The sequence below is a fragment of the Alteromonas sp. AWJ4_199 genome (assembly GCF_056159165.1).
Genome location: NZ_JBSWUR010000002.1, coordinates 1 through 21,312 on the forward strand (window position 1 = coordinate 1; position 21,312 = coordinate 21,312).

General features: G+C 42.9%; 17 protein-coding genes and 1 tRNA gene. 9 read left to right on the forward strand and 9 right to left on the reverse strand.

Features of this window, described 5'->3' with window-relative positions; all coding sequences use genetic code 11:
* The first annotated feature begins 153 nt into the window (after positions 1-153).
* Both nadA and ACXAER_RS14945 read left to right on the forward strand, forming a co-directional pair.
* A complete protein-coding gene (nadA, locus tag ACXAER_RS14940) occupies positions 154-1,209 on the forward strand; it encodes a quinolinate synthase NadA (protein ID WP_474830643.1) in 1,056 nt (351 codons plus the stop codon).
* 122 nt (positions 1,210-1,331) lie between these two features.
* Positions 1,332-1,422, forward strand: a tRNA-Ser gene (locus ACXAER_RS14945).
* Between the two features lie 54 nt (positions 1,423-1,476).
* Here ACXAER_RS14945 and ACXAER_RS14950 read toward each other — a convergent pair.
* Positions 1,477-1,911, reverse strand: a complete 435-nt coding sequence (locus ACXAER_RS14950; RefSeq protein ID WP_474830645.1) for a hypothetical protein — start codon at positions 1,909-1,911, stop codon at positions 1,477-1,479.
* 450 nt (positions 1,912-2,361) lie between these two features.
* Here ACXAER_RS14950 and ACXAER_RS14955 point away from each other — a divergent pair, with 450 nt between their 5' ends.
* Positions 2,362-4,875: a TonB-dependent receptor gene (locus ACXAER_RS14955; protein ID WP_474830647.1), complete on the forward strand. Its 2,514-nt coding sequence runs from the start codon at positions 2,362-2,364 to the stop codon at positions 4,873-4,875.
* Between the two features lie 102 nt (positions 4,876-4,977).
* On the opposite strand, the gene ACXAER_RS14960 is transcribed toward ACXAER_RS14955, so the two are convergent.
* Positions 4,978-6,027: a patatin-like phospholipase family protein gene (locus ACXAER_RS14960; RefSeq protein ID WP_474830649.1), complete on the reverse strand. Its 1,050-nt coding sequence runs from the start codon at positions 6,025-6,027 to the stop codon at positions 4,978-4,980.
* Between the two features lie 217 nt (positions 6,028-6,244).
* Here ACXAER_RS14960 and ACXAER_RS14965 point away from each other — a divergent pair, with 217 nt between their 5' ends.
* Positions 6,245-7,273, forward strand: coding sequence for a 2-dehydropantoate 2-reductase (locus ACXAER_RS14965; protein ID WP_474830651.1), 1,029 nt, complete (start codon positions 6,245-6,247; stop codon positions 7,271-7,273).
* A gap of 61 nt (positions 7,274-7,334) precedes the next feature.
* On the opposite strand, the gene ACXAER_RS14970 is transcribed toward ACXAER_RS14965, so the two are convergent.
* Entirely contained in the window at positions 7,335-9,830 is a 2,496-nt protein-coding gene (locus ACXAER_RS14970; RefSeq protein ID WP_474830653.1) for a hybrid sensor histidine kinase/response regulator, read from the reverse strand.
* Between the two features lie 150 nt (positions 9,831-9,980).
* Between ACXAER_RS14970 and ACXAER_RS14975 the strand changes: the two genes are divergently transcribed.
* Entirely contained in the window at positions 9,981-10,340 is a 360-nt protein-coding gene (locus ACXAER_RS14975) for a VOC family protein (RefSeq protein WP_474830655.1), read from the forward strand.
* Between the two features lie 111 nt (positions 10,341-10,451).
* Here ACXAER_RS14975 and asd read toward each other — a convergent pair whose 3' ends face one another.
* On the reverse strand, positions 10,452-11,576 hold the full coding sequence (gene asd, locus ACXAER_RS14980; protein WP_474830657.1) for an aspartate-semialdehyde dehydrogenase: 1,125 nt from the start codon (positions 11,574-11,576) through the stop codon (positions 10,452-10,454).
* Positions 11,577-11,991: 415 nt separating this feature from the next.
* On the opposite strand from asd, the gene ACXAER_RS14985 reads away from it, so the two are divergent.
* Together ACXAER_RS14985 and ACXAER_RS14990 are read left to right on the forward strand one after the other, a co-directional pair.
* Entirely contained in the window at positions 11,992-12,795 is an 804-nt protein-coding gene (locus ACXAER_RS14985) for an SDR family NAD(P)-dependent oxidoreductase (protein WP_474831274.1), read from the forward strand.
* Between the two features lie 208 nt (positions 12,796-13,003).
* The gene (locus ACXAER_RS14990; protein ID WP_474830659.1) at positions 13,004-13,570 is read left to right on the forward strand and encodes a cytochrome b; all 567 of its coding nucleotides are present in this window, start codon (positions 13,004-13,006) and stop codon (positions 13,568-13,570) included.
* 104 nt (positions 13,571-13,674) lie between these two features.
* Here ACXAER_RS14990 and ACXAER_RS14995 read toward each other — a convergent pair whose 3' ends face one another.
* Positions 13,675-14,631 carry a 2OG-Fe(II) oxygenase family protein gene (locus ACXAER_RS14995; RefSeq protein WP_474830661.1) on the reverse strand — a complete coding sequence of 319 codons (957 nt, stop codon included), beginning with the start codon at positions 14,629-14,631 and terminating at the stop codon, positions 13,675-13,677.
* Between the two features lie 298 nt (positions 14,632-14,929).
* On the opposite strand from ACXAER_RS14995, the gene ACXAER_RS15000 reads away from it, so the two are divergent.
* Positions 14,930-15,700 (forward strand): CmcJ/NvfI family oxidoreductase, encoded by a 771-nt coding sequence (locus ACXAER_RS15000; protein ID WP_474830663.1) that lies wholly within the window; start codon positions 14,930-14,932, stop codon positions 15,698-15,700.
* Between the two features lie 16 nt (positions 15,701-15,716).
* Here ACXAER_RS15000 and ACXAER_RS15005 read toward each other — a convergent pair whose 3' ends face one another.
* The 4 genes from ACXAER_RS15005 to ACXAER_RS15020 all read right to left on the reverse strand — a co-directional run bounded on the left by ACXAER_RS15005 (position 15,717) and on the right by ACXAER_RS15020 (position 20,094).
* The gene (locus tag ACXAER_RS15005) at positions 15,717-17,321 is read right to left on the reverse strand and encodes a sensor domain-containing diguanylate cyclase (RefSeq protein WP_474830665.1); all 1,605 of its coding nucleotides are present in this window, start codon (positions 17,319-17,321) and stop codon (positions 15,717-15,719) included.
* Complete coding sequence (locus tag ACXAER_RS15010) at positions 17,314-17,757, reverse strand: hypothetical protein (RefSeq protein WP_474830667.1); 444 nt, start codon at positions 17,755-17,757, stop codon at positions 17,314-17,316. Before ACXAER_RS15010 ends, ACXAER_RS15005 begins: the two co-directional genes overlap by 8 nt.
* A 9-nt stretch (positions 17,758-17,766) precedes the next feature.
* Positions 17,767-19,011 carry a hypothetical protein gene (locus tag ACXAER_RS15015; protein ID WP_474830669.1) on the reverse strand — a complete coding sequence of 415 codons (1,245 nt, stop codon included), beginning with the start codon at positions 19,009-19,011 and terminating at the stop codon, positions 17,767-17,769.
* A gap of 168 nt (positions 19,012-19,179) precedes the next feature.
* Positions 19,180-20,094 (reverse strand): LysR family transcriptional regulator, encoded by a 915-nt coding sequence (locus tag ACXAER_RS15020; protein WP_474830671.1) that lies wholly within the window; start codon positions 20,092-20,094, stop codon positions 19,180-19,182.
* Positions 20,095-20,210: 116 nt separating this feature from the next.
* Between ACXAER_RS15020 and ACXAER_RS15025 the strand changes: the two genes are divergently transcribed.
* Positions 20,211-21,200 carry a zinc-dependent alcohol dehydrogenase family protein gene (locus ACXAER_RS15025; RefSeq protein WP_474830673.1) on the forward strand — a complete coding sequence of 330 codons (990 nt, stop codon included), beginning with the start codon at positions 20,211-20,213 and terminating at the stop codon, positions 21,198-21,200.
* Positions 21,201-21,312 lie beyond the last annotated feature (112 nt).

The following is a 21,312-nucleotide window of genomic DNA, read 5'->3' on the forward strand; positions in this document are numbered from 1 at the left end:
ATTTTTACTTTGATCTGGTTAACTTAACCCCATGTAGTAGAAAGGTAAGTACAAATACGACTATTTAATTACGCTTATGTTGAATAGGTAGTATGTAATTTTTATGACAGTTGGGTATAATCCGCACCCTTGTCGCAACAGAGATGTAGGTTAATGTCAGTAGCATTTCGAGTGGATCAGGTAGAGTACCCGTTCCCAGCAAAACCACAGCCATTATCAGAAGCACGTAAAGCTGAGTTAAAGGCAGAGATCAAAGCCTTACTAAAGGCTCGCAACGCTGTGCTTGTCGCACACTATTACACCGACCATGAAATTCAGGCGCTTGCTGAAGAAACTGGCGGTTGTGTAGCTGACTCTTTAGAAATGGCGCGATTTGGTAGAGATGTAGAAGAGCAAACATTAATTGTTGCTGGCGTTCGCTTCATGGGTGAAACGGCAAAAATTCTTAGCCCTGAAAAAACCGTACTAATGCCTACCCTTGAAGCGACCTGTTCGCTTGATATTGGTTGCCCGGTAAAAGAGTTCAGCGAGTTTTGTGATCAGCACCCTGACCACACCGTTGTGGTTTACGCTAATACTTCGGCCGCTGTGAAAGCGCGCGCTGATTGGGTAGTGACCTCAAGCATCGCGCTTGAAATCGTTGAGCACTTAGACAGCCAGGGCAAAAAGATCATTTGGGGCCCTGACAGACACTTAGGCTCTTACATTGCCAAGCAAACCGGTGCCGACATGCTAATGTGGCAGGGCGAGTGTATTGTTCACGATGAGTTCTCTGCGCAGAAGCTTGCAGACATGAAGGCGCTATACCCTAACGCTGCAGTACTGGTTCACCCTGAATCACCAGCCAGCGTGGTAGAGATGGCGGATGCAGTTGGCTCAACCAGTCAATTGATAAAAGCATCGCAAACCATGGGTAACGACACCTTCATTGTTGCCACTGACAAAGGCATCTTTTACAAGATGCAACAGCTTACGCCAGAGAAGACGTTTATAGAGGCTCCAACGGGCGGTAACGGCGCTACTTGTAAAAGCTGTGCTCACTGCCCTTGGATGGCAATGAACGGCTTAGAAGCGATTAAGGCCTCTTTAACAGGCGAAACTGATGGGCACGAAATCTTTGTTGATGATGAATTGCGTAAAGGTGCACTTATTCCACTTGATCGCATGCTTAACTTCTCAGCCGAGTTAAAAGCGAAAGGCGGGCTATAAGCGCACGTTTTATAAGCACTTGTTGAATATTTTCCAGCAAGTTCTTGATTAAGCGCGCGGCTTTACCTACTATACGCGCGCTCAAAGGTTTTCGTAGTTGAAATCTTCTTGATACAAAATTTGGAGAGATGGCTGAGTGGCTGAAGGCGCACGCCTGGAAAGTGTGTATACGTTTATAGCGTATCGAGGGTTCGAATCCCTCTCTCTCCGCCAAATACAAAAAACCGGCTTTAGGCCGGTTTTTTTGTGCGTATAAATTAGCGCTGATTACTTAGCAACCTGCTGGTAAACTTTTATTAGGTCAGGAAGCTTTTTCGCGTAAATCGCTTTCTTTGTACCCGGGTGAAGTAGTTGGCTCACGAAAGTGCGTAGGAAGCCAAGTACAAAGGTTTGTACACGGTCAGCGTCTGCTTCGCTTGGATTGGCGATAAGCTTTTCTGTTTCTTCCTGTACTTTATGTACAATTGGATCCATGGTGTCTTTTCCTGCAACAAGGTCGTTACCTGTCACTACGCCTTTGCCAAGTAAGTCGCGTACGGCATCGTAAAGGTCGGCAGAAACAGCATTAGTTTGGCCCCAATTTGCGATATTGTACTCTTCAGAAATTTTATCTAGCTCGGCAGTTGGATCGCTAGATTTCAATAAACCTTCAATAAGTTTGTGTGCTTCAGTTTGTTTTACAGGTGTTGATAATTCTGACATGTTTGACTTCGCTTTATACTAAAAACGCGCTTTATAATTTTTTTAATACCTTCTGTCAAGTTGGTTGATAAAAAGTCTGATTTAATCAATTACTTGTATTTTTATTGTTGATGTTAGTAAGCCGAAAAACGAAGGTAAACATTTAGCAATATTCACTTTCTTTAACGAAATCGGCGTTACCTAATCGATTTCAATGATTTCAATATATTAAAATATTAAATATCACCTTTTAATTCCTACTTGGTTCCTCTACATCCCTCTGTTTTCTTGCTTTAGACTAAATTGTAACCGTTTTACCCGTCATCACTCTTATTATCATGTTATATACATTCTGTTTACATTTCGAATGATGCGTAGTTATTGTAATTACGACTAAATTTTGAGCCATGTTGAATTCGCCGCGCAAGCAAAGGCTCTTTACAACAATAATTAGCAAGAGAATCGTAAAAGATGAGTAAACGCTTACCCGCCCGCTTTAACTTAAACCGCACTACTAAATTAATTGCGTTGTGCTTAGGCTTGCATTGCCACGCCGCTATGTCGCAGGAAATTAACGAACAAGCTGAAGACGAGTTGTATGAACAAATACTAATCACCGCTTCTAAGCGAAGTACGGGGCTTCAGGAAACGCCTATCGCTGTGTCTGTTACTAGCGGAGAAGCTATCGAGCAAACTCAAGTACTAGATATTCAGGATTTACAGGCGTTAGTGCCAACATTAAGAGTGAACCCTTTACAACGTTCAGCAAATACCAATTTCTCGATTCGCGGTTTTGGCAATGGTGCGAACAACACGGGAATTGAACCTTCTGTTGGGGTTTTTATTGACGGTGTATACCGTTCAAGAGCCGCCGCACAAATTGGTGACTTACCGCGCGTCCAGCAGGTTGAAGTATTAAGTGGCCCGCAAAGCACACTCTTTGGGAAAAACGCATCGGCTGGGGTAATAAGTGTACGAACGCAAGGACCCTCTTTTACCGAAGAGGGTAAATTGACGCTAGGAGTAGGCAATTATGATCAGCGATTGCTAAAAGGGTACTATACAAATGGTATAACCGATGAGCTTGCATTTAGTTTGTCTGGTGGAGTGAACAAACGTGATGGTTATACTGAAAGCGTTGTTGATGGTGTAGATACGCTAAATAATCGTGATAGGTGGAATATCAGAGGGCAGGCTTTATACGAACCTAGCACCGACGTTAAGTTTAGATTTATTGCTGACTATAGTGAGATAGACGAACGCTGTTGCACTGTCGCGGACGTTATTAATGGACCTACAACGGCTGTCGTACGTGCATTAGGCGGTACCGTGTTAGAGACTGATGATCCCTTTGCTTTTAAATCTGCGCTGAATTTTAATCCCAGTAATACGGTAGAAGATGGCGGAGTCTCTCTGCAAATCGACGTTGATTTTGATACATTCGCGTTAACCTCTATCACCGCTTACAGAAACAATAAATCTGACTATTTCGCGGATGTAGATTATACATCGCTCGATATTTTGTCAGAGGAAGGGCACACAGAGATAGATACCTTCACTCAGGAACTTCGTCTTACTTCCCTTGGTGAAAATACATTGGATTGGATGTTCGGGATGTTCTACTTCTCAGAAGAGGTAGACACAGGTGATACCTTATTCTACGGACAAAACATTCGGTCTTATTTCGACGTACTGTTGAATTCGGGGGTTGCACAAGCACTCGCTTCGTTACCCACACCGTTGCCATTTGATGCAGTTTTCCCAGATGGATTTCTTGGCGCGTTTGAACCTTTGTATGGTCAGCCGGCGGGCACTTTTTTTAATGAAAACCAGTTCGTGAACAGCGAGTTTCTACAAAAAAATGATGCATTATCTGTGTTCTTTAATCTTGATTATCATATTTCAGATAGGCTCACTACAACAGTGGGCGTCAGTTACACAGAAGACGAGAAAGACGTATCAGTAGAACAAAACAATAACGAAGTGTTGTCCTCTATCGACATCATAAATGATCCCACAGTTTTCGGTGTGCCGTTATCAACAGCGGTACCGGCTTTAGCTGGTTTTATTCCCACGCTTCAAGGCGTTCAGTTTTTGCCTCCGCAACTCGTTTTTCCTAATACTGTAGAAGACGGTAATACTAACGATGATAAAGTGACATGGAGTGCGCGTATCGCATACGAGATTAATCAAAACTTTAATGTATTCGCTACTGCTGCTACAGGCTTCAAAGCCTCTTCATGGAACCTTTCCCGCGACACACGGCCGTTTGCTTCTGACCAATCGGCACTGGAATCTGGCAATTTGGCGCGTGTTAATCAGACGTATGGAACCCGCTATGCTGGGCCGGAAGAGTCAACGGTTTATGAATTGGGGGTAAAAGCAAGGTTCAAACGGGGAGCATTTAACGTCACGCTGTTCGACCAAACAATCGAAGGCTTTCAATCGAGTACATTTGTAGGTACGGGGTACGTGTTGGCGAACGCCGGGAAACAGTCAACGCAGGGTCTTGAATTTGATTCAACTCTAGATGTAACAGAGAATTTAGTATTTAGCTTTGCTGGGACAATTTTAGACCCAGTTTACGACTCTTTTGTTGGTGCAAATGGCGTGAATGGGCCAATCGATCTTTCAGGTACGCAGCCCGCAGGCATACATGAACGAAGCTTCGTTGCAGGCCTCACTTATCACTTAGAATTCGAAAATGGCACTACTGGCTTTATTCGAAGTGATTATCTACATGAGAGTGAGACACAACTTGTAGAGAATGTTCCACCTGAACTCACTCGTGAAGTTAATATGCTAAATGCCAGTGCAGGATTAACCTTTACTAACGGAATTAGTGTTCAACTATGGGTGAGGAATTTAAACAATGATGAATACTATTTGTCAGCATTTCCACCGCCCATACAGGCTGGCAGCTTCAATGCTTACCCAAGTCAGCCAAGAACTTTCGGCGCAACAGTATCTTACATGTTTGACTAGTAACTCGTAATTTCACAACGCAAAGCCAGCTATGGCCGGAGCATAGCTGGCTTTTTATTATTTTACTGCATTGATCGTGTTGAAAACCTTTGTAACCGTTTTTTAGGCGCTAAGACCTATTGATGCAGCAACTTGCCTAGCAGGCTTGGGTTGTATAGGACGCATCGCCTTTGGCGATGTAGAGCGTATGTTTCTGCCATAAGCGATTGAAGGTATTTCAATCTTTTTCAAAAATGAAGACCCCGCCATTAATCCCAGTTTGTAGTCATGGCGAAGCTGCGCGTCGGTGCTACCTAAAAGCTTACTTTGTAGCTTATCTGAAGCAAAAATTTGAATTACCTCAACGCCTTCAGGTGGATTTTCTATAAACGCCAATTCTTTTTGATACGCATGTTCGTGCTGCAGTAAATAGTCGATAGTTTTTGGGCAGGTTCCCGTTGCACACATTACTGCGCTTAACTTTTGTAGCCAAGGTGATTGAGCTTGAAAACCTTTATCAACGGTTCTAATCACCACGATTTTTGTAGCGCCCCGGTTATAAGCTTCTGTTACGGGCAAAGGCGCGGCTAAACCACCATCTAAGTAAAAATCTGTATTGGCAGCTTGCTTGGCTTCAATTTCAGTGTGAAGCGGAACGCCTTGTTTGTAAAGTAAGGGGAGGGCGCTCGAAGCCTTGATAAGATCGACCCAATTGTGAGTACTTTTCATCGGGTCGAGAAAGTACGCCTGTCTGTCTCTGGAATTTGTGGCGGTAAATAAAATTTCTCTGTCCGCAACATTAGCCTTCGCAGTCTCAAGATCAAGTAAACGGTTCGCTTCTTGGGTTTTGTCGAAATACCAGTCTAAATCGACAATATGCTTGCCCATCAAACCGCGGCCCATCTGAAAGAAACGCTTGTGTCGTGTTAAGCCTCGAATAAGACGTTTTGCATAGCCTTTTTGACGTGCAACAAAGCTTGTTAAGTTTTGCGAGCCTGCCGATGTGCCAATAAGGATATCGAAGGGGTCATGCCCAGCATCTAACCATGTATCAAGTACACCTGCTGTGAAAATACCGCGTTGACCGCCACCTTCTGCAACCAAAGCAACTTTGCTTTTGGCAGAATTTTCAGCGTTACGAGCATTAGTTGACGCGAGTTGTTGACCGAACATGATGACCTCTATTTGACCATATATAATTTGACTACTTGGTCTAATTGTAAGGAGATCACGTCTTAGGAGAAAATTGAAAGATTGAATCACATTAATAGGAAATATCTGATACAAAACGTTTTTTGTTATTTGTGTGTGATTTTTATGTTTACATTTCGATCGTTACGAAGCAGTCTGAAGAAATAGCAAAAAGTTAGACATGATAGGAAAAGCATCAATGAATATCGTGGTGTTAGGCGCGGGTAGTATTGGTTGTTATGTTGCAGGTTGTTTGTTGGCGTCCGGCCGTGCATTCAACAGTTCAAATATGCTTACGCTTGTTGGGCGCCAGCGATTACACAACGACATCGTAGAAAATGGCTTGAAAGTGACTGACTGGCAGGGCCGCAATCAAATGACCGACGCTCACCACGTCAATTTTTCATTAAATAACGATAGCTTAGCTAATGCAGAGATCATTCTACTTTGTGTTAAAAGCCAAGATACCAAGAGTGCTGCCAGCATCATTAACCAGTGTGCAAAGCCTAACGCGCTTGTTATTAGTCTGCAAAACGGTGTGGGTAACACTGACTTATTACGACAACATTTAACACAGGTTATTATTGCGGGCATGGTGCCATTCAACGTTTTTTACAAAGGAAAAGGACACTTCCATTGTGGTACAGAAGGAAACATCGCCATAGAAGACCCCAATAATCACTGTGCCGAGTTGGTGAAGGCACTTGAGAACGCTTCCTTGCCGGTGACGGTTTATAGAGATATGGCAGCGGTGCAGTATGGCAAGCTCATTATGAACTTGAATAACGCGGTCAATGCATTGTCTGGTATACCGCTTAAATCTCAACTAGGGGATAGGCAATACAGGTTGGTTATGGCTAAAGTATTGTCTGAAGCATTGAGGGTATTAGAAGCGGAAGGAATTACTCCAGCAAGAACCGGTAAGGTCATTCCCAAGCTGATGCCAAAAATTATGAAGCTGCCTAACTTTTTGTTCAAGGCGATTGCTGCATCGACGCTTAAAATCGACCCCGAAGCACGCTCCTCCATGTATGAAGATTTGGTACTAGGAAGGCGTACTGAAATAGATTACTTAAACGGAGAGATAGTTAGGTTAGGCAATAAACATCATATTGCTACACCAGTAAATAGCCATGTTGTTGAACTAGTTAAACAGAATGAGCAAAAACAAAAAGGAAGCCCGTGTATGTCGGCAGGCGCTTTGCTACCTACTGAAAAGCATCAGTAAAACTTACCGTCTGCAAAAAACTGATTAGCTATTTATTTTTGTGCAGCAAAATTAATAGCGATTAATTGTGTAAAAGGAATTTTTGAAGTGTATTCACCAAGTGCACTTTATCAACCGGTTTACCAACGTGAGCATTCATGCCTGCGGCTAGGCATTCGTCGATATCCTGCTGCATTGCATTTGCAGTCAACGCCACGATCGGCGTATTTTTCTTAAGGATTTGGCGGATGTGTCGTGTCGCGCTTATGCCGTCCACCTGCGGCATCTGGACATCCATAAGAACTAAGTCGAATTCTTGTTTTGCCATTGCATCAATGGCCTCTTGTCCGTTAGACGCATAATGCAGATCCAATTTAAACTCTTCCAATAACGCCTTCATTACCTCTACATTAATATCATTGTCCTCGGCTAATAACACCCGCTTTCCAGCCAATAAACAGTGAGAATCCTCCTCATTAGCTGCAGGAGGCATACTGTCTTCGTCTGCGGCTAAAGCAAAGTTTACGTCAAATGAAAATGTGGTTCCCTTGCCAAGTTCGCTTTCTACGGTTAAAGAAGAGCCCATTAATTTAAGCAGGTTGTTGGTAATATTAAGCCCCAATCCTGTACCGCCGTATTTTCGTGCGATAGAACTTTCCGCTTGCGTAAAAGGCGTAAACAGCTTTGCCTGGTTTTCTTTAGATATGCCAATACCGTTGTCCTTGACCCAGCAATGAAGGGTGCAATGACTATCGCAAGCCTCAGTAACGCGAACACCTATCTCGACGATACCATCTTTAGAAAACTTGATGGCGTTACTGAGCAAATTAGCCATAATTTGCTTAAATCTGAGTTCATCGAACATCAGCTCATTTTTGAGGTTTTCATCAACATTTAGCACTAGGTTCAGAGCTTTGCGCTGCGCTTGGTCAGAAAAAATGTCAATTAATGCACTAATACTCGATTTTACGTGATGCGGTCCTATCGCTAACGTTAGTTTGCCGGCTTCTATTTTCGAAAAGTCCAATAGGTCATTAATAAGCTGTAGAAGCATTTCCGATGCAGTGACGATTTTCTTTGTTAAATCTTTCGTTTCTAAATCAGATGAACGTTTAGCTACGGTTTGACCAAAGCCAATTATGGCATTCAGAGGCGTGCGGATCTCATGGCTAATATTTGATATAAATTCTGACTTGATGCGGCTGTGTAGTTCGGCTTTGTCTTTTGCAGTCGAGTACAGTGCATTCGCCTGTTTTGATTTTTTTAGCAGAATTAAAATGATTACAATGGTAACCATCGTTAATGCGACCAACACAGAAAGTAGCATTGAGAATAACTCTTGTGTCTGTTGCGCTTCGTTTTTCAACTTTAACGCTTCTTCAAAAGCTTTGTTCTCATTCTCAAGTAAGTTCGCTCTCTCTTTTTCTTGGGTAATTTGTTGGACCAAGTTAGCGCTTTCAATTAGTTCTAAATCTTCGTACTTTTTCGCTTGTAAATATGCTTCGTGAAACACCTCAAACTGTTCGAACGCTAGTTTATAATCACCTTTTGCTGCGGTGATATAAGCCGCAGTTTTGTCTAACTGCGCACGCCATGTCGTTTGTTCATCCTCCCGATTTTCATCATAAAGTTCGCGTGCAAGTGCTAACGATTGATAGGCCTCATCTAACTCACCTAAAGTAAGATGTGCTTCTGCTTTCAAACGATAAATTTCACTATTGTAAAAAGATGAAGAAAGGGGGTGGGCTATTACTTTTTCAGATAGCGCTATTGCAGCTTTTAATTTTCCAGCACGATAGTAAGTGGTTGCTATCCCGTAGGTTGCTAAAAATTCTGAATAGTTAATATCAATATTTTTATCGTGCTCAACGGCGCGTTCGAAGTAGCCAATAGCGTTATCATAATCACCTAAATTTCGGTATAAAATACCAATGGCATAAAGGTTGTCGCTTTCTAAAATTCGTTGGTTGGCCGCTTGCGCGCCAGCTAGTGACTTCTCGTAATAGCGCAAGGCAAGCTCGTAAGCACTTACCGACTGATAGTAATCTGCCACGATAGAATCGTAGAGAGGCCTGAGGTAAGAAAGATCATGAGTGACAAGCAAATCATTAACCGTATTAATAAGCTCTGCATTAGGAGCAAAAACCTGCCCCTCACTGTAAGTAAGAATTTGGTAGATTAGGGCATAGGCTTTGACATCAGCGGGAAGGGATGGCGTAGAAATTAACGCGTCAAAACGTTTGTAAGCTTCTGTGTAGTCTGCACTTATGCCATACATTCTCGCTATTCCTGCTGCGATAATGAGGCCATCTCTGGATTTATCTTCTAGCTCTTTTAATTCGCGTAAAATATTGTCATTCGGTCGCTGATGGATTAACAATTGGTAGCGAGCGTATAAAGCGGCGACCGTTCTTTTTTCGTCTACTATCAATGTATCTGATAGCAAAAGCGTTTCTAACTCATCAATTGCAGCGCCTATTGGCGTGGGCGAGACAGTTTCTACTTGCCGACTGATTTCGTTAACCCGGTCAGCTATCGAAGCGTGAACATGAAACGCAGCAAAACTTATTGCAAACACACATAATAATTTAGAACAAAAAAAACGGGTCAAAGTCAGGCGCCTCCCATACGAATGCAGCTTTTATATTAAACGATTAAGGTAGTTTATAACTTAGTCAATAAGTCTAAACTATTCGAAGGTACAACAACATTTCAGGGAGAAGAGAAAATGAATGAGAGTATTAAACTCAACTACGTTGAGTTTGGGTCATTAAACTTAAACGCATCTAAAACGTTTTTTGAATCTGCGTTCGGCTGGTGCTTTACTGACTACGGTAATGAATACAGCGCGTTTAGCAATGCCGGTTTGGATGGTGGGATATTCGCAGCGGAACGGGTTTCAAAAGCAGAGAGCGGGGCGCCCTTGTTAGTACTTTATGCCGCTGACATTGCTAAAGCTCAGCTTAACGTAGAAAGCGCGGGCGGTATGATTACCAAATCCTTATTTGATTTTCCCGGTGGGTGCCGTTTTCATTTTGTAGAGCCTGGCGGCAATGAACTTGCTGTTTGGTCTGAGTTAGTTAACTAGCATCATACTCTTTTCTAATGTTTTACGTACATTGCGAGGAATACTAGAAATAAAAAACGCCTTACCAGTTAATGGTAAGGCGTTTTAGGTTTTACTGAGTAAAATTAAGTTTTAGTTTTGCTCAAGGACAATACGCAGCATTCTGCGAAGCGGCTCTGCAGCGCCCCATAAAAGCTGATCGCCAACGGTGAACGCTGAGATATACTCAGGGCCCATGTTAAGCTTGCGGATACGACCTACTGGAATAGATAGCGTACCGGTTACCTTGGCTGGCGTGAGTTCCTGCATAGTCACTTCACGATCATCAGGCACGACTTTTACCCAGTCATTGTGTTTCGCTAAGATTTCTTCAATCTCGCTAACTGGCAGATCTTTCTTCAATTTAAGCGTAATCGCTTGGCTGTGACAGCGCATGGCACCTACGCGTACGCAAATACCGTCGATAGGTACTTCGCCGCCTTTTATGCCTAGAATTTTGTTTGCTTCGGCTTGGGCTTTCCACTCTTCACGGCTTTGACCTGAAGGTAGTTGTGAGTCGATATACGGGATCAGGCTTCCTGCAAGAGGAACGCCGAATTGCTCACTTGGGTAATCTGCGCTTCGTATAAACTCGGACACTTGCTGATCGATATCTAAAATTGCGGTAGCCGGATCTTCTACTTTATCTTTTACATTGCTGTGAATAGCGCCCATTTGGCTAATAAGTTCACGCATATGCTTAGCACCTGAGCCTGAAGCCGCTTGGTAAGTCATTGGTGATGCCCACTCAACAAGGTCTTTTTCAAATAGACCTCCTAGCGCAAGCAGCATAAGGGAAACGGTACAGTTTCCACCCACGTAGGTGCGAATACCTTTTTCAATACCACTATCAATTTCTTTACGGTTTACTGGGTCTAGTACAATGACCGCATCATCTTTCATGCGAAGGGCTGACGCTGCGTCAATCCAATAGCCGTTCCAGCCTGTTGCACGAAGGTCATCATAAACGGCTTTCGTATAGTCACCGCCCTGACAGGTAATAATAATATCTTGTTTTGATAGCGCCTCGATGTCGTGCGCATCTTCTAAAACACCTGCATCTTTGCCAGCAAAGTTTGGCGCTGCAATACCCTTTTGAGAGGTGGTAAAAAAGGTGGGCTCAATGTGCGCGAAATCTTGCTCTTCTTGCATTCGCTGCATTAAAACTGAGCCAACCATACCGCGCCAGCCCACTAAACCTACTTTTTGTTGTGACATTAAACTGAGAACCCTTGTTACTAAAATGAAAAGTACCTCATCACTTATGTTTGTAGCAATTGGCCAATACCCAGACCTTTTCGTTCATTGGTGCGTATTGGAAAAACATAAAAGTGATGTCGAGCACCGCGTGCCTAGCGCACTGGCGCAATACCTGTCGTTTTTATTTTTATCTTCGCAGTCTAAGTGTTATTTAGCGCGCTGGCTAGATGGTTTTTATAAATAATCTATTGCTGATATAAGCATTTTAAACACGATGAAAATGTAAGCTGTTTATTATATAGATTACCTTGAAACTGCTTTAACGAAACCTGCGCTTATCTAGTTTAGGCATTATTGATAACTTAATGTTAGGCAATTAATTAAAAGAAAGATTGAGCCATAACTTTTTAATAAAATTAACGGGTAGAGAGCAATAATGAAAACAGTATTGATTACAGGTGCCACTGACGGCATTGGTCTAGAAACGGTAAAGATGTTGGGCAAAGAAGGTCACAACGTAATTTTACATGGTAGAAATAACGCGAAACTGGAGAATATAAAAGGTGCGCTAGAGGCTCAATTTCCAGGAAGTACGTTTGATACTGTTCAAGCCGATTTATCTTCGTTCGATGATGTAAGGCAACTCGTAATTGCAGTAAAAGCCAAAAACAAACATCTAGATGTATTAATAAACAATGCCGGCGTATTTACAATGGAAAACCCTGTTACAAACACAGGGCTAGATGCCAGATTTATGGTTAACACCATAGCGCCTTATATGATCACTTTAGGGTTAATCGATGTAATGGACGCACAAAGTAGAGTGATAAATGTGTCATCGGCTGCACAGGCTCCTATTAATTGGAGCGCGTTACGTGGTGAAGTTCAGCTCTCAGATGGTGCTGCCTACGCGCAAAGCAAGCTAGCGATTACCATGTGGACCATGAACTTGGGCAGTAAATACAAAAATAATGGCCCTAAAATGGTATCGGTAAATCCGAAGTCGCTTTTGGGCAGCAAAATGGTGAAAAGCGCTTACGGTATTGCTGGGGGCGACCTGAAGCTTGGCGCACAAATTTTTATGGATGCCGCTTTCTCTGACCGGTTTGCCGATGTTGCAGGAGATTACTTTGATAATGACCATAATACCTTTGCAGCACCACATCCGTTTGCTAATGATCCTTCTCATATTAAAATGTTAATTGCCGAATTAGACGTCATCATCGCGGCGCATTAACGTTTTTGATGCGCTGTAAAATTAGCTTCTCTATTTTACGCTCTGATTAAATAGACAAGACTTCAAACACCTTTGCTAGTGAAAAATAGGCCTACAAATTGCTTTAAACCTTATTAGTAATCCCTCACAATGTGTGAGGGATTATAAAATGTTGAGATACGTTAGACGAATAATGTAGTTCTTAACATGGACAAAAAGTGAGGAAAGCATGCAGTACGATAGCCACAACAAATTTGCTACGACAACCGTATTTTTACACTGGCTGGTGGGGTTAACCATTATCGGGTTACTCGCTACCGGCATTTACATGTCAGAAAATGGTGTTTATGCGCTTTATCCATGGCACAAGGCCATTGGTTTTATCATCTTATTTGTCGCGTTAGCCCGCGTAATATGGCGTATGAAGAACGGCTGGCCCAGTGCAGCTGCTAACTACAAACCCATTGAACACAAGTTAGCCACAGTGGTGCACTGGGTTCTGATTATTGCAACATTAATGATGCCTATATCAGGTTTAATGGCCTCGGTACTCGGAGGGCACGGCTTATCCGTATTCGGGGTGGAAGTGTTTGCCCAAAACTTTAGTGTAGAAGACCCAGAAAAAACACTGCCTATCAATTACGAACTGTCTAAGCTGGGTGGAGCGATTCACTTCTATTTAGGATACACGGTAATTGTCGCTTTATCGCTACACATTACTGGCGCGCTTAAGCATCACATCATTGATAAGGACGGTACGTTAAAGCGTATGCTGGGTAAAACAATTAGTGAATAAAGTGTGACGCACTTAAATACATCTATCTAGATGTACCATTGAGTGAGTAATAGCACTAAGATGAAAAAGAAAGCCGAGTTATCTAATAACTCGGCTTTTGTATATTAGAAAGGCGCAAAACTATCTTTTGGCGCGTTGGGAACCGTCCATCTCGATTTAGCATCAGCTTTTGACGTTGGTAAAACGCCCCGCGGAATTTGCATACTATCGCCATAAAGCCATAGCACCATGTTAGTTCTGCTGCCACCAGTAATTGGCTGGGCGGCGTGAGGTACACTGCCTCTGTGCAGCATAGCAACACCTGGTGCAAACACTGTACGTGTTACCTTGCCCGTTTCCTGATTAAAGAAGTCAACTTCCGACCCTTTAAAGGTTTCCCCTGGCACATTGAGGTTGATATTCATTGTCGCTGCCGACGCGTCAGTGTGCGGTCTAAGCGATGTATCCATGCCTTCCTGATATTGAATTGAAAACCCGAACGTCTGGCTATCGAACCCCATTACTTCAGGAAATAGCATACGTGAAATAGGGCGCATGTACTTGTCCATAATTAGGTTATAAAACGTTTGGAACGCAGGTGCGGCCAAGTAACCTTCAGAACGTGCATCCAACATGCCGCCGTTGCGATTTAGCGCAATACCGTAAGGAGGGCGAAGGGGTATGCCGGCATCGGCTACACCGTCTAAATAAGCGCGCAGAAGATGAAGTTTTTCAACATCAAATAGCTGTGCCTGATATACACCTGGCAGAACCTCTTCCCATAAATTTGCTACAGCTTGTTCTTTAGCTGGGTCTTCCCAAGCTAGCGTAACAGCATTGCGAAGCGGTTCACTTATCAAGTTTTCTGTTACCCACTCAGCTAATTGCTCGTTTTGCTCACCCCATTCCTGCCATGCGCTCTTTAGTAATAAGCGGTTGCTGTCCCAAAAGCGTTGAACCGAGGGCGCTCGTTTTAACATTTCATCGTGGCTAGGAAGGACTAGCGAGCGTGCTTGTTGCAAGGCTCCGTTTGTTTCTTCAACGTTATCTATAGTTGCTCTTTGCGTTATTGAAAGGGTCATAAATATTCTCCGTTTAAATGCACTGTATCGGTGCAGGTTACTCGTTTGCATTGATGACAGTGCGTCGATGGCAAAAGAATATTGCACTTTTTAAACTTTAAAAATGCGTTATTTATAGAGTCAGAATATAGATTTTGTTGAAAATGGAAGTGTGCCAATAAATTATCAATAAAAACTAAATACTGCTTCAGTACTTATGGGGTTTTCCATTCAAATTGCTGTAGGTATAGTTCTCGACCTATTTAACGCTTCGTCTTAAAAACGAATAGCGTGCAACTTTTTAATGGGGGGAGATAAGATGAATGCTTCAGTTAATTACCATGTAAGAAAGCCTTTTACACAGGCATTTGAGTTTGACGTAGATGGTATTGATGGCAATTTGATATCGCCTGAACTTTTCTCGACCAATGTTGATGTCTACGACATACGAAATAGCGACGCGAATATTGGTTTCAAAACCCATGGAATTACTTTTTTAGAGGGGCTTAAAGCGGTTCCTTACCCATTCAATGAAGATGTAGAAGCACTATATAATCGTAAAATAGTGGAAATGCTCCAAACGCAAATTGGTGCGAAAGAAGTCTTGGTATTTGATCACACTGTACGTATAGATGATGAAAACGCGTCGCGCAGACCTGCGAGAAACGTGCACAATGATTACAGTGAAAAAGGCATTCAAAAGCGTCTTATCGATTTAGTTGGAGAAGAAAAAGCCGCTGAATATCACAAAGGGCATTTTGGTTTCGTAAACCTGTGGAGACCCGTTGAAAACACTATCATGTCTTCTCCCTTAGGTTTTATCTGCCCTGACTCCATGGATGTCGAAGACTGGATAAACATTGAGCTTTGGTATCCAGACCGCAAAGGGGAGATTTTAGGCGTAGCACCTAACCCTCAACATCGCTGGTTCTATAAATCTAAAATGCGCGTGGATGAAGGTATTATTTTTAATATTTACGATAACAGTGGGATCCCCCACTTAGCGCACAGTGCATTAGACATGAGCGAAGAAGGCGCTAAAAGTACAACGCGTAAAAGTATTGAAAGTAGAATGCTGGTAAAATATTAGGTTGGCGTAAAGAGCGCTAACTCATATCTTCATCATCTAGCCTGCACTGGTTAGCAAAGATAAGGTAGTCGTCTGGCGCCGATACTTTATTTTGTTTCGCTTTATACATAGCAATATCGGCCAGCTTAATCAGTGCATGCAAATTTCGACTTGTTTGAGGGTAAAAGGCAACGCCGACGCTCATAGAAACCACCGTTGGCTTGCTATCGTTATTAAAATAAAAAGGTTGTTTAACACCAGCATTCACTTTATCTACCACTTTCTGAACCGACTCTTTATCGTCCGCTTGCAGTAACAACATAAATTCATCGCCGCCCCAACGTATCGCGACATCGTTTTTGCGTATTTTTTCTTTCAATTGCTCAGCAACAAAAATGAGAACCTCGTCACCCGCATCGTGACCGTAAATATCATTTACCGCTTTAAAACCGTTAAGGTCAATCAGTGCCAACGCGAACTGGTGTTCCTTTCTCATGAGTTTGGTTATGAGCTTTTCACCGCCATTTCGATTGTAGATACCCGTTAAAGCGTCAAAATCTGCTTGTAGCGCAAGCTTTTGTAACTCTTGTCTACGACTCGAAATGTCATTTAACGTAAGCTGGTAGTAACGTTCACCTTCTTCTGTCAATAATGGGCTAGCAATAAGTTGAACCCAAATGGCATTGTCATTTGCGCTACTTTTTAGCTTGTACTCTCCCGTCGCAAACTCGTTTCGCGCAAAGGCTTCTTGAAGTGCAGCTTTCATTGCTTCTGGTGTTTCGAATAGTTCGTCTAACAGTTCGCCATAGCCTTGCTTTATTCCTAGCTCCGTTTTCTCTACTAAATCATTAAACGCGTCGTTTCGAAGCGCTATAGTGCCATTCTCAGCCATCAAAACAGTTGCAGTTTTGGCGTTTTCAAACAGCATTCTAAATCGCTTTTCAAGAAACTCGATTTCTTCTCTTAATTGCCGTTCTTGTGTAAATTGCTCTTCAACTTTGTTCAGCAGCTGGTTGGTGTCGTAGACGAGTTTGCCTATTTCACTGCGCGAGTGATATTTAGGCGTTGGGATCCTCTGAGATGTTCCAGGCGTGATTTGGTGTAAAGAGCGGCCTACTCGTAACATAGGGGAAATAATAATGTAGTAGGTGATTATCAACGCCACTATACCAACTACCAAGGCTTCAGCGTACAGTGAGTAGCTGTTGTCGATACTGGTTTTTTCTGCTTGGTGAATAATGTATTCGAAATTAGGGTAGACATTCACCTCAGCAAGCGATTCTTCTGGCATAAAAGGGTGCCTAACCACAAATACCCGAGGTTCAATGCTTTTATTGATAGCTTCAGTTACATTCGTCTGGTAATAAAGGGCCTCGCTTTTTATAGAGGCCGCTAGAATTTTGTCAGTTTTAACCAAACCATTAATGGCTTCTTTTGCTAAGTCTTCATCTTCTAAAAAAGCCGCGATGGATGCGGTTGCACCAACGGTTTGATAAAGCTCTTCGATATCCCTGTTAGCTTCGTTTATTTCGTTTTCATAAGTCACGCGATAAAAGAATTCAGCGGTAGTAAGTACCACTAACATTGCCGCTGCGACTAAAAACAGTGAAAAACGAAAACCTAGACCTTGTACGTTAATCAAAACGATAAACTACCTTCATGTTGCTTGTGACCGTCGACTCATAAACATAGGCCAGTGCCGATTCGTCTTCTTCAAGCCGCACCTTAATATCGTCGATGGTTTGCTCTACCGCAGGAGGTTTAACGCGGCCTGAGAATTTTAGTCGCGACCAATAGGCATTAACCCTCGCAAGAGGAAGGCCCACTAAAGACTTGTAAAACTGACTTTTCAATTCGGAATCTAGTTCTACATCAATAGGCGTGGCTTCTTTGCCATTTGGAAACGCTGAGTACTTACCCATAAATAGGTCTATTAAGCCTTTTTTGTCCAATACCTGCACATCATTGTTAGGGTTAGTGACAACGACAATTTTTTCTTGCGCTTGCGCCATAGAAAACATGCTTAGCATTAGTAGTGTTATAACAGTTATCAAGGGGATGGGTTTTAATAAATACATACTCCCCCCTTAAAAGCTAAAACTTAAGGCGAGGAATAGGGTGTGTGCTATACCGCCTTCATCGTCAACGACTAAACCATCGCGGGCACGAAGGCCGGTACCTCTTGCTTTAACGTTGGTTCGTTCAACTTGTGCCTTAAACGCTAGGTTTTCTCGTAGGTCCCAGCGCCAGCCCACAGAGAATGTCTTCTGCCGGTGAGCCAGTGTGCTGGCCACCTCTTCTACAAACATAGCGAGTTCAGCTGTAGCAGGAATGATGGGAAATTCAGGCTGCTCTTCGCTAAGAAAGTAGGTATCGGTTTCTGCAAAAGAAAATAGACCGTAAAAGGTATGCGCACCATAAAGGTAACTAATATTTAGAAAGCCGTTAAAAGAAGGCCTTAGTGCGACAGATTCTGAATCAATATGCGAAAGCTCACCGGATACTTCCCAGTCACCTAAATAACGGTTGGCATAAAGAGAGGTATACTGAATAGTAGCGTCGCGAAGTTGCAGTGAATCCGAAAAGTCAGCCGCGCCGCTCCAAAAAGGTTGTAATAACTCTACAGCGGAGGTGACTTGTGCTATATCAAAATTATCATTTCCAGCTTCAGTGCGCGTGTGTTTTAACGCTACGCTCCAATCAAAAGCGGTTAATTCAATGCCAAGTGTGCGTAAATTTTCAAAGGTGATAGGTTCGAAATCCCTACTTGAAAAGTCGCTTTCTCCTTTACCCCAAAACCCCTTTACCGATAGGTTAAACTCTTCATAACGTTTCAAGTAACTAATATCAGCGCCATCAAGGCTTCTAGCCGGGACAATGCCGTAAACTTCTGTAGGCACTTTCACCCAAGGGTAGGCAATAGATACATCCCTCGTATCACTAAAATGGAAGATATCGGCTGCAAGTCTTCCGGCTCTAACCTGCCACGAAGGCGTTAGGTTATAGCGCAAAAAAGCCATTTGCGTTATTGAGTCTATGTCCTGCTCATCTTGCTCTCTATAAACAAATTGCCCTACGAAGTCGAGGTTGTTTGACAGACTGTAATCGAGCTGCACGCCAATAAGACTTAAAGGCTTTAATGCAAAGCCATCTTTTTTGGCAAATTCGGCTTGAGCCCGGTCGTTTCGAAATTGATACTTGTTGGTATCAGCGGTAGCGGTTGCTAAGGTGCCAAAACCGCTAATCTTAAGTTTGCTTTGTTCTGCTGCTGCAACGTTAGCTAGCAGCAGGCTTAAGATGGCCGTGAAGAACAAGTACGGCTTTTTTATCATTGTATTACCCAATTTGAAGTCTGCCTTAAATGTTGCCTAAAAAGCATTGTTCTGACAATTTTACTTTAGTACAAGCATAGTAGAGAAACCACGAAGCTACTGAAAAGTTGGTGGTTTGTTTTGAAAATAAAAAAAGTGAGAAAACCAGTTCTCTTAAATGAGATAAACTTAAATAACTACGCCGTTTAACTTTTCGTCCCAATACGGCGTGCCGCTAAAGCGCTCAGCTAAAAAATCAATAAACGCGCGAACCTTAGGGGCTAATAACCGGTTGCTAGGATACACTGCCCATAGTGCACAATCGGTAGCAAGAGGATAGTCAGGCAGTATTTGAACTAACTCGCCACTTTCTAGATTAGGGTAGCTGCACCATGTAGCAGTAAGGGTTATACCACAGCCTTGAATACAGGCGTCGCGTACCGCTTCACCATTGTCCATACGCAAGTGATTAGGCGTTTTAATTGAAGTGATACCTTGGCTGGCTTTAAAGTCCCACACTTCTAAGCCGGTAAGATTGACTATTTTGTGATTTTTGAGATCTGCTGGCGTTTCTGGCTTACCGTATTTTTCAATATAGTTTTTTGACGCCACAATAATGCGTTTATCATCAGCTAGCTTTTTGGCGTGTAAGTTAGAGTCTTTTAATTCTGCGTCGCGAATGGCGACATCGAACCCACCTTCTACTACATCTAAAATACTGTCGCTGAACCTGAAATCGATATTTAGCTGTGGGTATTGTTCTAAAAATTCAGGGATCGCAGGTACTAAATGCATTCGACCAAATGAAGCAGGGGCGGTGACGCGTAATGTTCCTTGTGGCGTTAACGCGCCGATCCCCACGGCTGCTTGCGCAGTTTCAATACTGTCTAACACTTCTTGCGCATGGGGCAGAAAAAGCTTTCCATCGTCGGTAAGCGATACTTTCCGCGTGGTTCTGTGAATTAAGCGAACACCTAGCGTTTCTTCAAGTTTACCAATATGCGCGCTCGCCACGGCAGGTGAAATGTTAAGTTCACGCCCCGCTAAGCTGATATTTGCTGTGCTCGCAATACGCACAAAAAGCTTGAGGTGTTCTATGTTCATTTGAATTATCAATAAAATCTAAAAACTGTTTGTCTTTATACACCAATTATCATCTGAAGTTCTAGTACTTATGATTAGTCCCGTACCCAAACAACAGGCTTTAAAGGAGCTTAATCATGAAAGCGATGGTAATAAACGAATTTGGCGGTTCTGAACAATTTACACAAAACGATATTCCAGAGCCAACCGTAAAGGCCGGGCATGTTGTTGTGCGTATTGCAGCAAGCAGCGTTAACACAATCGACATGATGATTCGCCAATCGGGTGCCGACTTACCCTTTGCTCCACAACTACCAGGCGTGTTAGGTATGGACTTCGCAGGCACTGTTGAAGCTGTTGGTGAAGGCGTTACAGACTATAAAGTAGGTGATGAAGTTTACGGCTGTGCCGGTGGTCTTGGCGATTTACAAGGCTCACTTGCAGAAAAAATGCTGGCCGATGTTCGCCTTATCGCCCACAAACCTTCGTCTCTTTCTATGAAAGAAGCGGCAGCCATTCCTCTTGTAGGTATTACCGCGTTTGAGGGGCTAACTCGCGCACTCACCAGTGAGGGGCAAAAAGTACTCGTTCATGGCGGTGCTGGTGGAGTAGGGCATATAGCAGTACAGCTTGCCAAGCATATGAAGGCTACCGTATTTGCGACGGGTGGCTCTGATGAGCAAAAAGAAATTATTGAATCTTTAGGTGCAACCTACATCGATTTCCGTAGTGAATCAGTTGAAGACTACGTAAGTAAATACACAGACGGTAACGGTTTTGACGTGATTTTCGATACGGTCGGCGGTAATAACCTTCAAAACTCGTTCGCTGCTGCCAAATTAAACGGTCAGGTTTCGACTACTTTATCTTTACTAGAAACCGACTTGTCGCCTGTTCACTTTAGCGGGCTAAGCCTGAACGTAGTCTTTATGTTGTTGCCTATGATCCACAACGTAGGCCGTGAAGCGCATGGCGAAATTCTAAACGAGCTGGCAAGTATTGTAGATGCAGGCGCACTAAAGCCAATTATTGATGCTGAAGACTATACATTCGAGCAAATCGCACAGGCTCACGATCGTTTAGCAAGCGGTAAAGCAGTAGGCAAAGTCGTCGTTACCGTAGACTAGTTTTTTCCTTTGAAGTTTAGGTAAACAAACTTCCCGTAGTGCTTCCCTTAGCACACCCTTCGCCGCAGTAATCTTTACTGCGGCTTTTTTATTTTTATCTTTTATATAAAAA

Bases quoted from the DNA above. Each gene is read 5' to 3' on its own strand.
- ACXAER_RS14995 (WP_474830661.1), bottom strand. From the start codon at position 14,631: ATGACCCTTTCAATAACGCAAAGAGCAACTATAGATAACGTTGAAGAA.
- ACXAER_RS15015 (WP_474830669.1), bottom strand. From the start codon at position 19,011: ATGATAAAAAAGCCGTACTTGTTCTTCACGGCCATCTTAAGCCTGCTG.
- ACXAER_RS14965 (WP_474830651.1), top strand. From the start codon at position 6,245: ATGAATATCGTGGTGTTAGGCGCGGGTAGTATTGGTTGTTATGTTGCA.
- ACXAER_RS15010 (WP_474830667.1), bottom strand. From the start codon at position 17,757: ATGTATTTATTAAAACCCATCCCCTTGATAACTGTTATAACACTACTA.
- ACXAER_RS14990 (WP_474830659.1), top strand. From the start codon at position 13,004: ATGCAGTACGATAGCCACAACAAATTTGCTACGACAACCGTATTTTTA.
- nadA (WP_474830643.1), top strand. From the start codon at position 154: ATGTCAGTAGCATTTCGAGTGGATCAGGTAGAGTACCCGTTCCCAGCA.
- ACXAER_RS14960 (WP_474830649.1), bottom strand. From the start codon at position 6,027: ATGTTCGGTCAACAACTCGCGTCAACTAATGCTCGTAACGCTGAAAAT.
- ACXAER_RS14975 (WP_474830655.1), top strand. From the start codon at position 9,981: ATGAATGAGAGTATTAAACTCAACTACGTTGAGTTTGGGTCATTAAAC.
- ACXAER_RS15025 (WP_474830673.1), top strand. From the start codon at position 20,211: ATGAAAGCGATGGTAATAAACGAATTTGGCGGTTCTGAACAATTTACA.
- ACXAER_RS15000 (WP_474830663.1), top strand. From the start codon at position 14,930: ATGAATGCTTCAGTTAATTACCATGTAAGAAAGCCTTTTACACAGGCA.
- ACXAER_RS15020 (WP_474830671.1), bottom strand. From the start codon at position 20,094: ATGAACATAGAACACCTCAAGCTTTTTGTGCGTATTGCGAGCACAGCA.
- asd (WP_474830657.1), bottom strand. From the start codon at position 11,576: ATGTCACAACAAAAAGTAGGTTTAGTGGGCTGGCGCGGTATGGTTGGC.
- ACXAER_RS14950 (WP_474830645.1), bottom strand. From the start codon at position 1,911: ATGTCAGAATTATCAACACCTGTAAAACAAACTGAAGCACACAAACTT.
- ACXAER_RS14955 (WP_474830647.1), top strand. From the start codon at position 2,362: ATGAGTAAACGCTTACCCGCCCGCTTTAACTTAAACCGCACTACTAAA.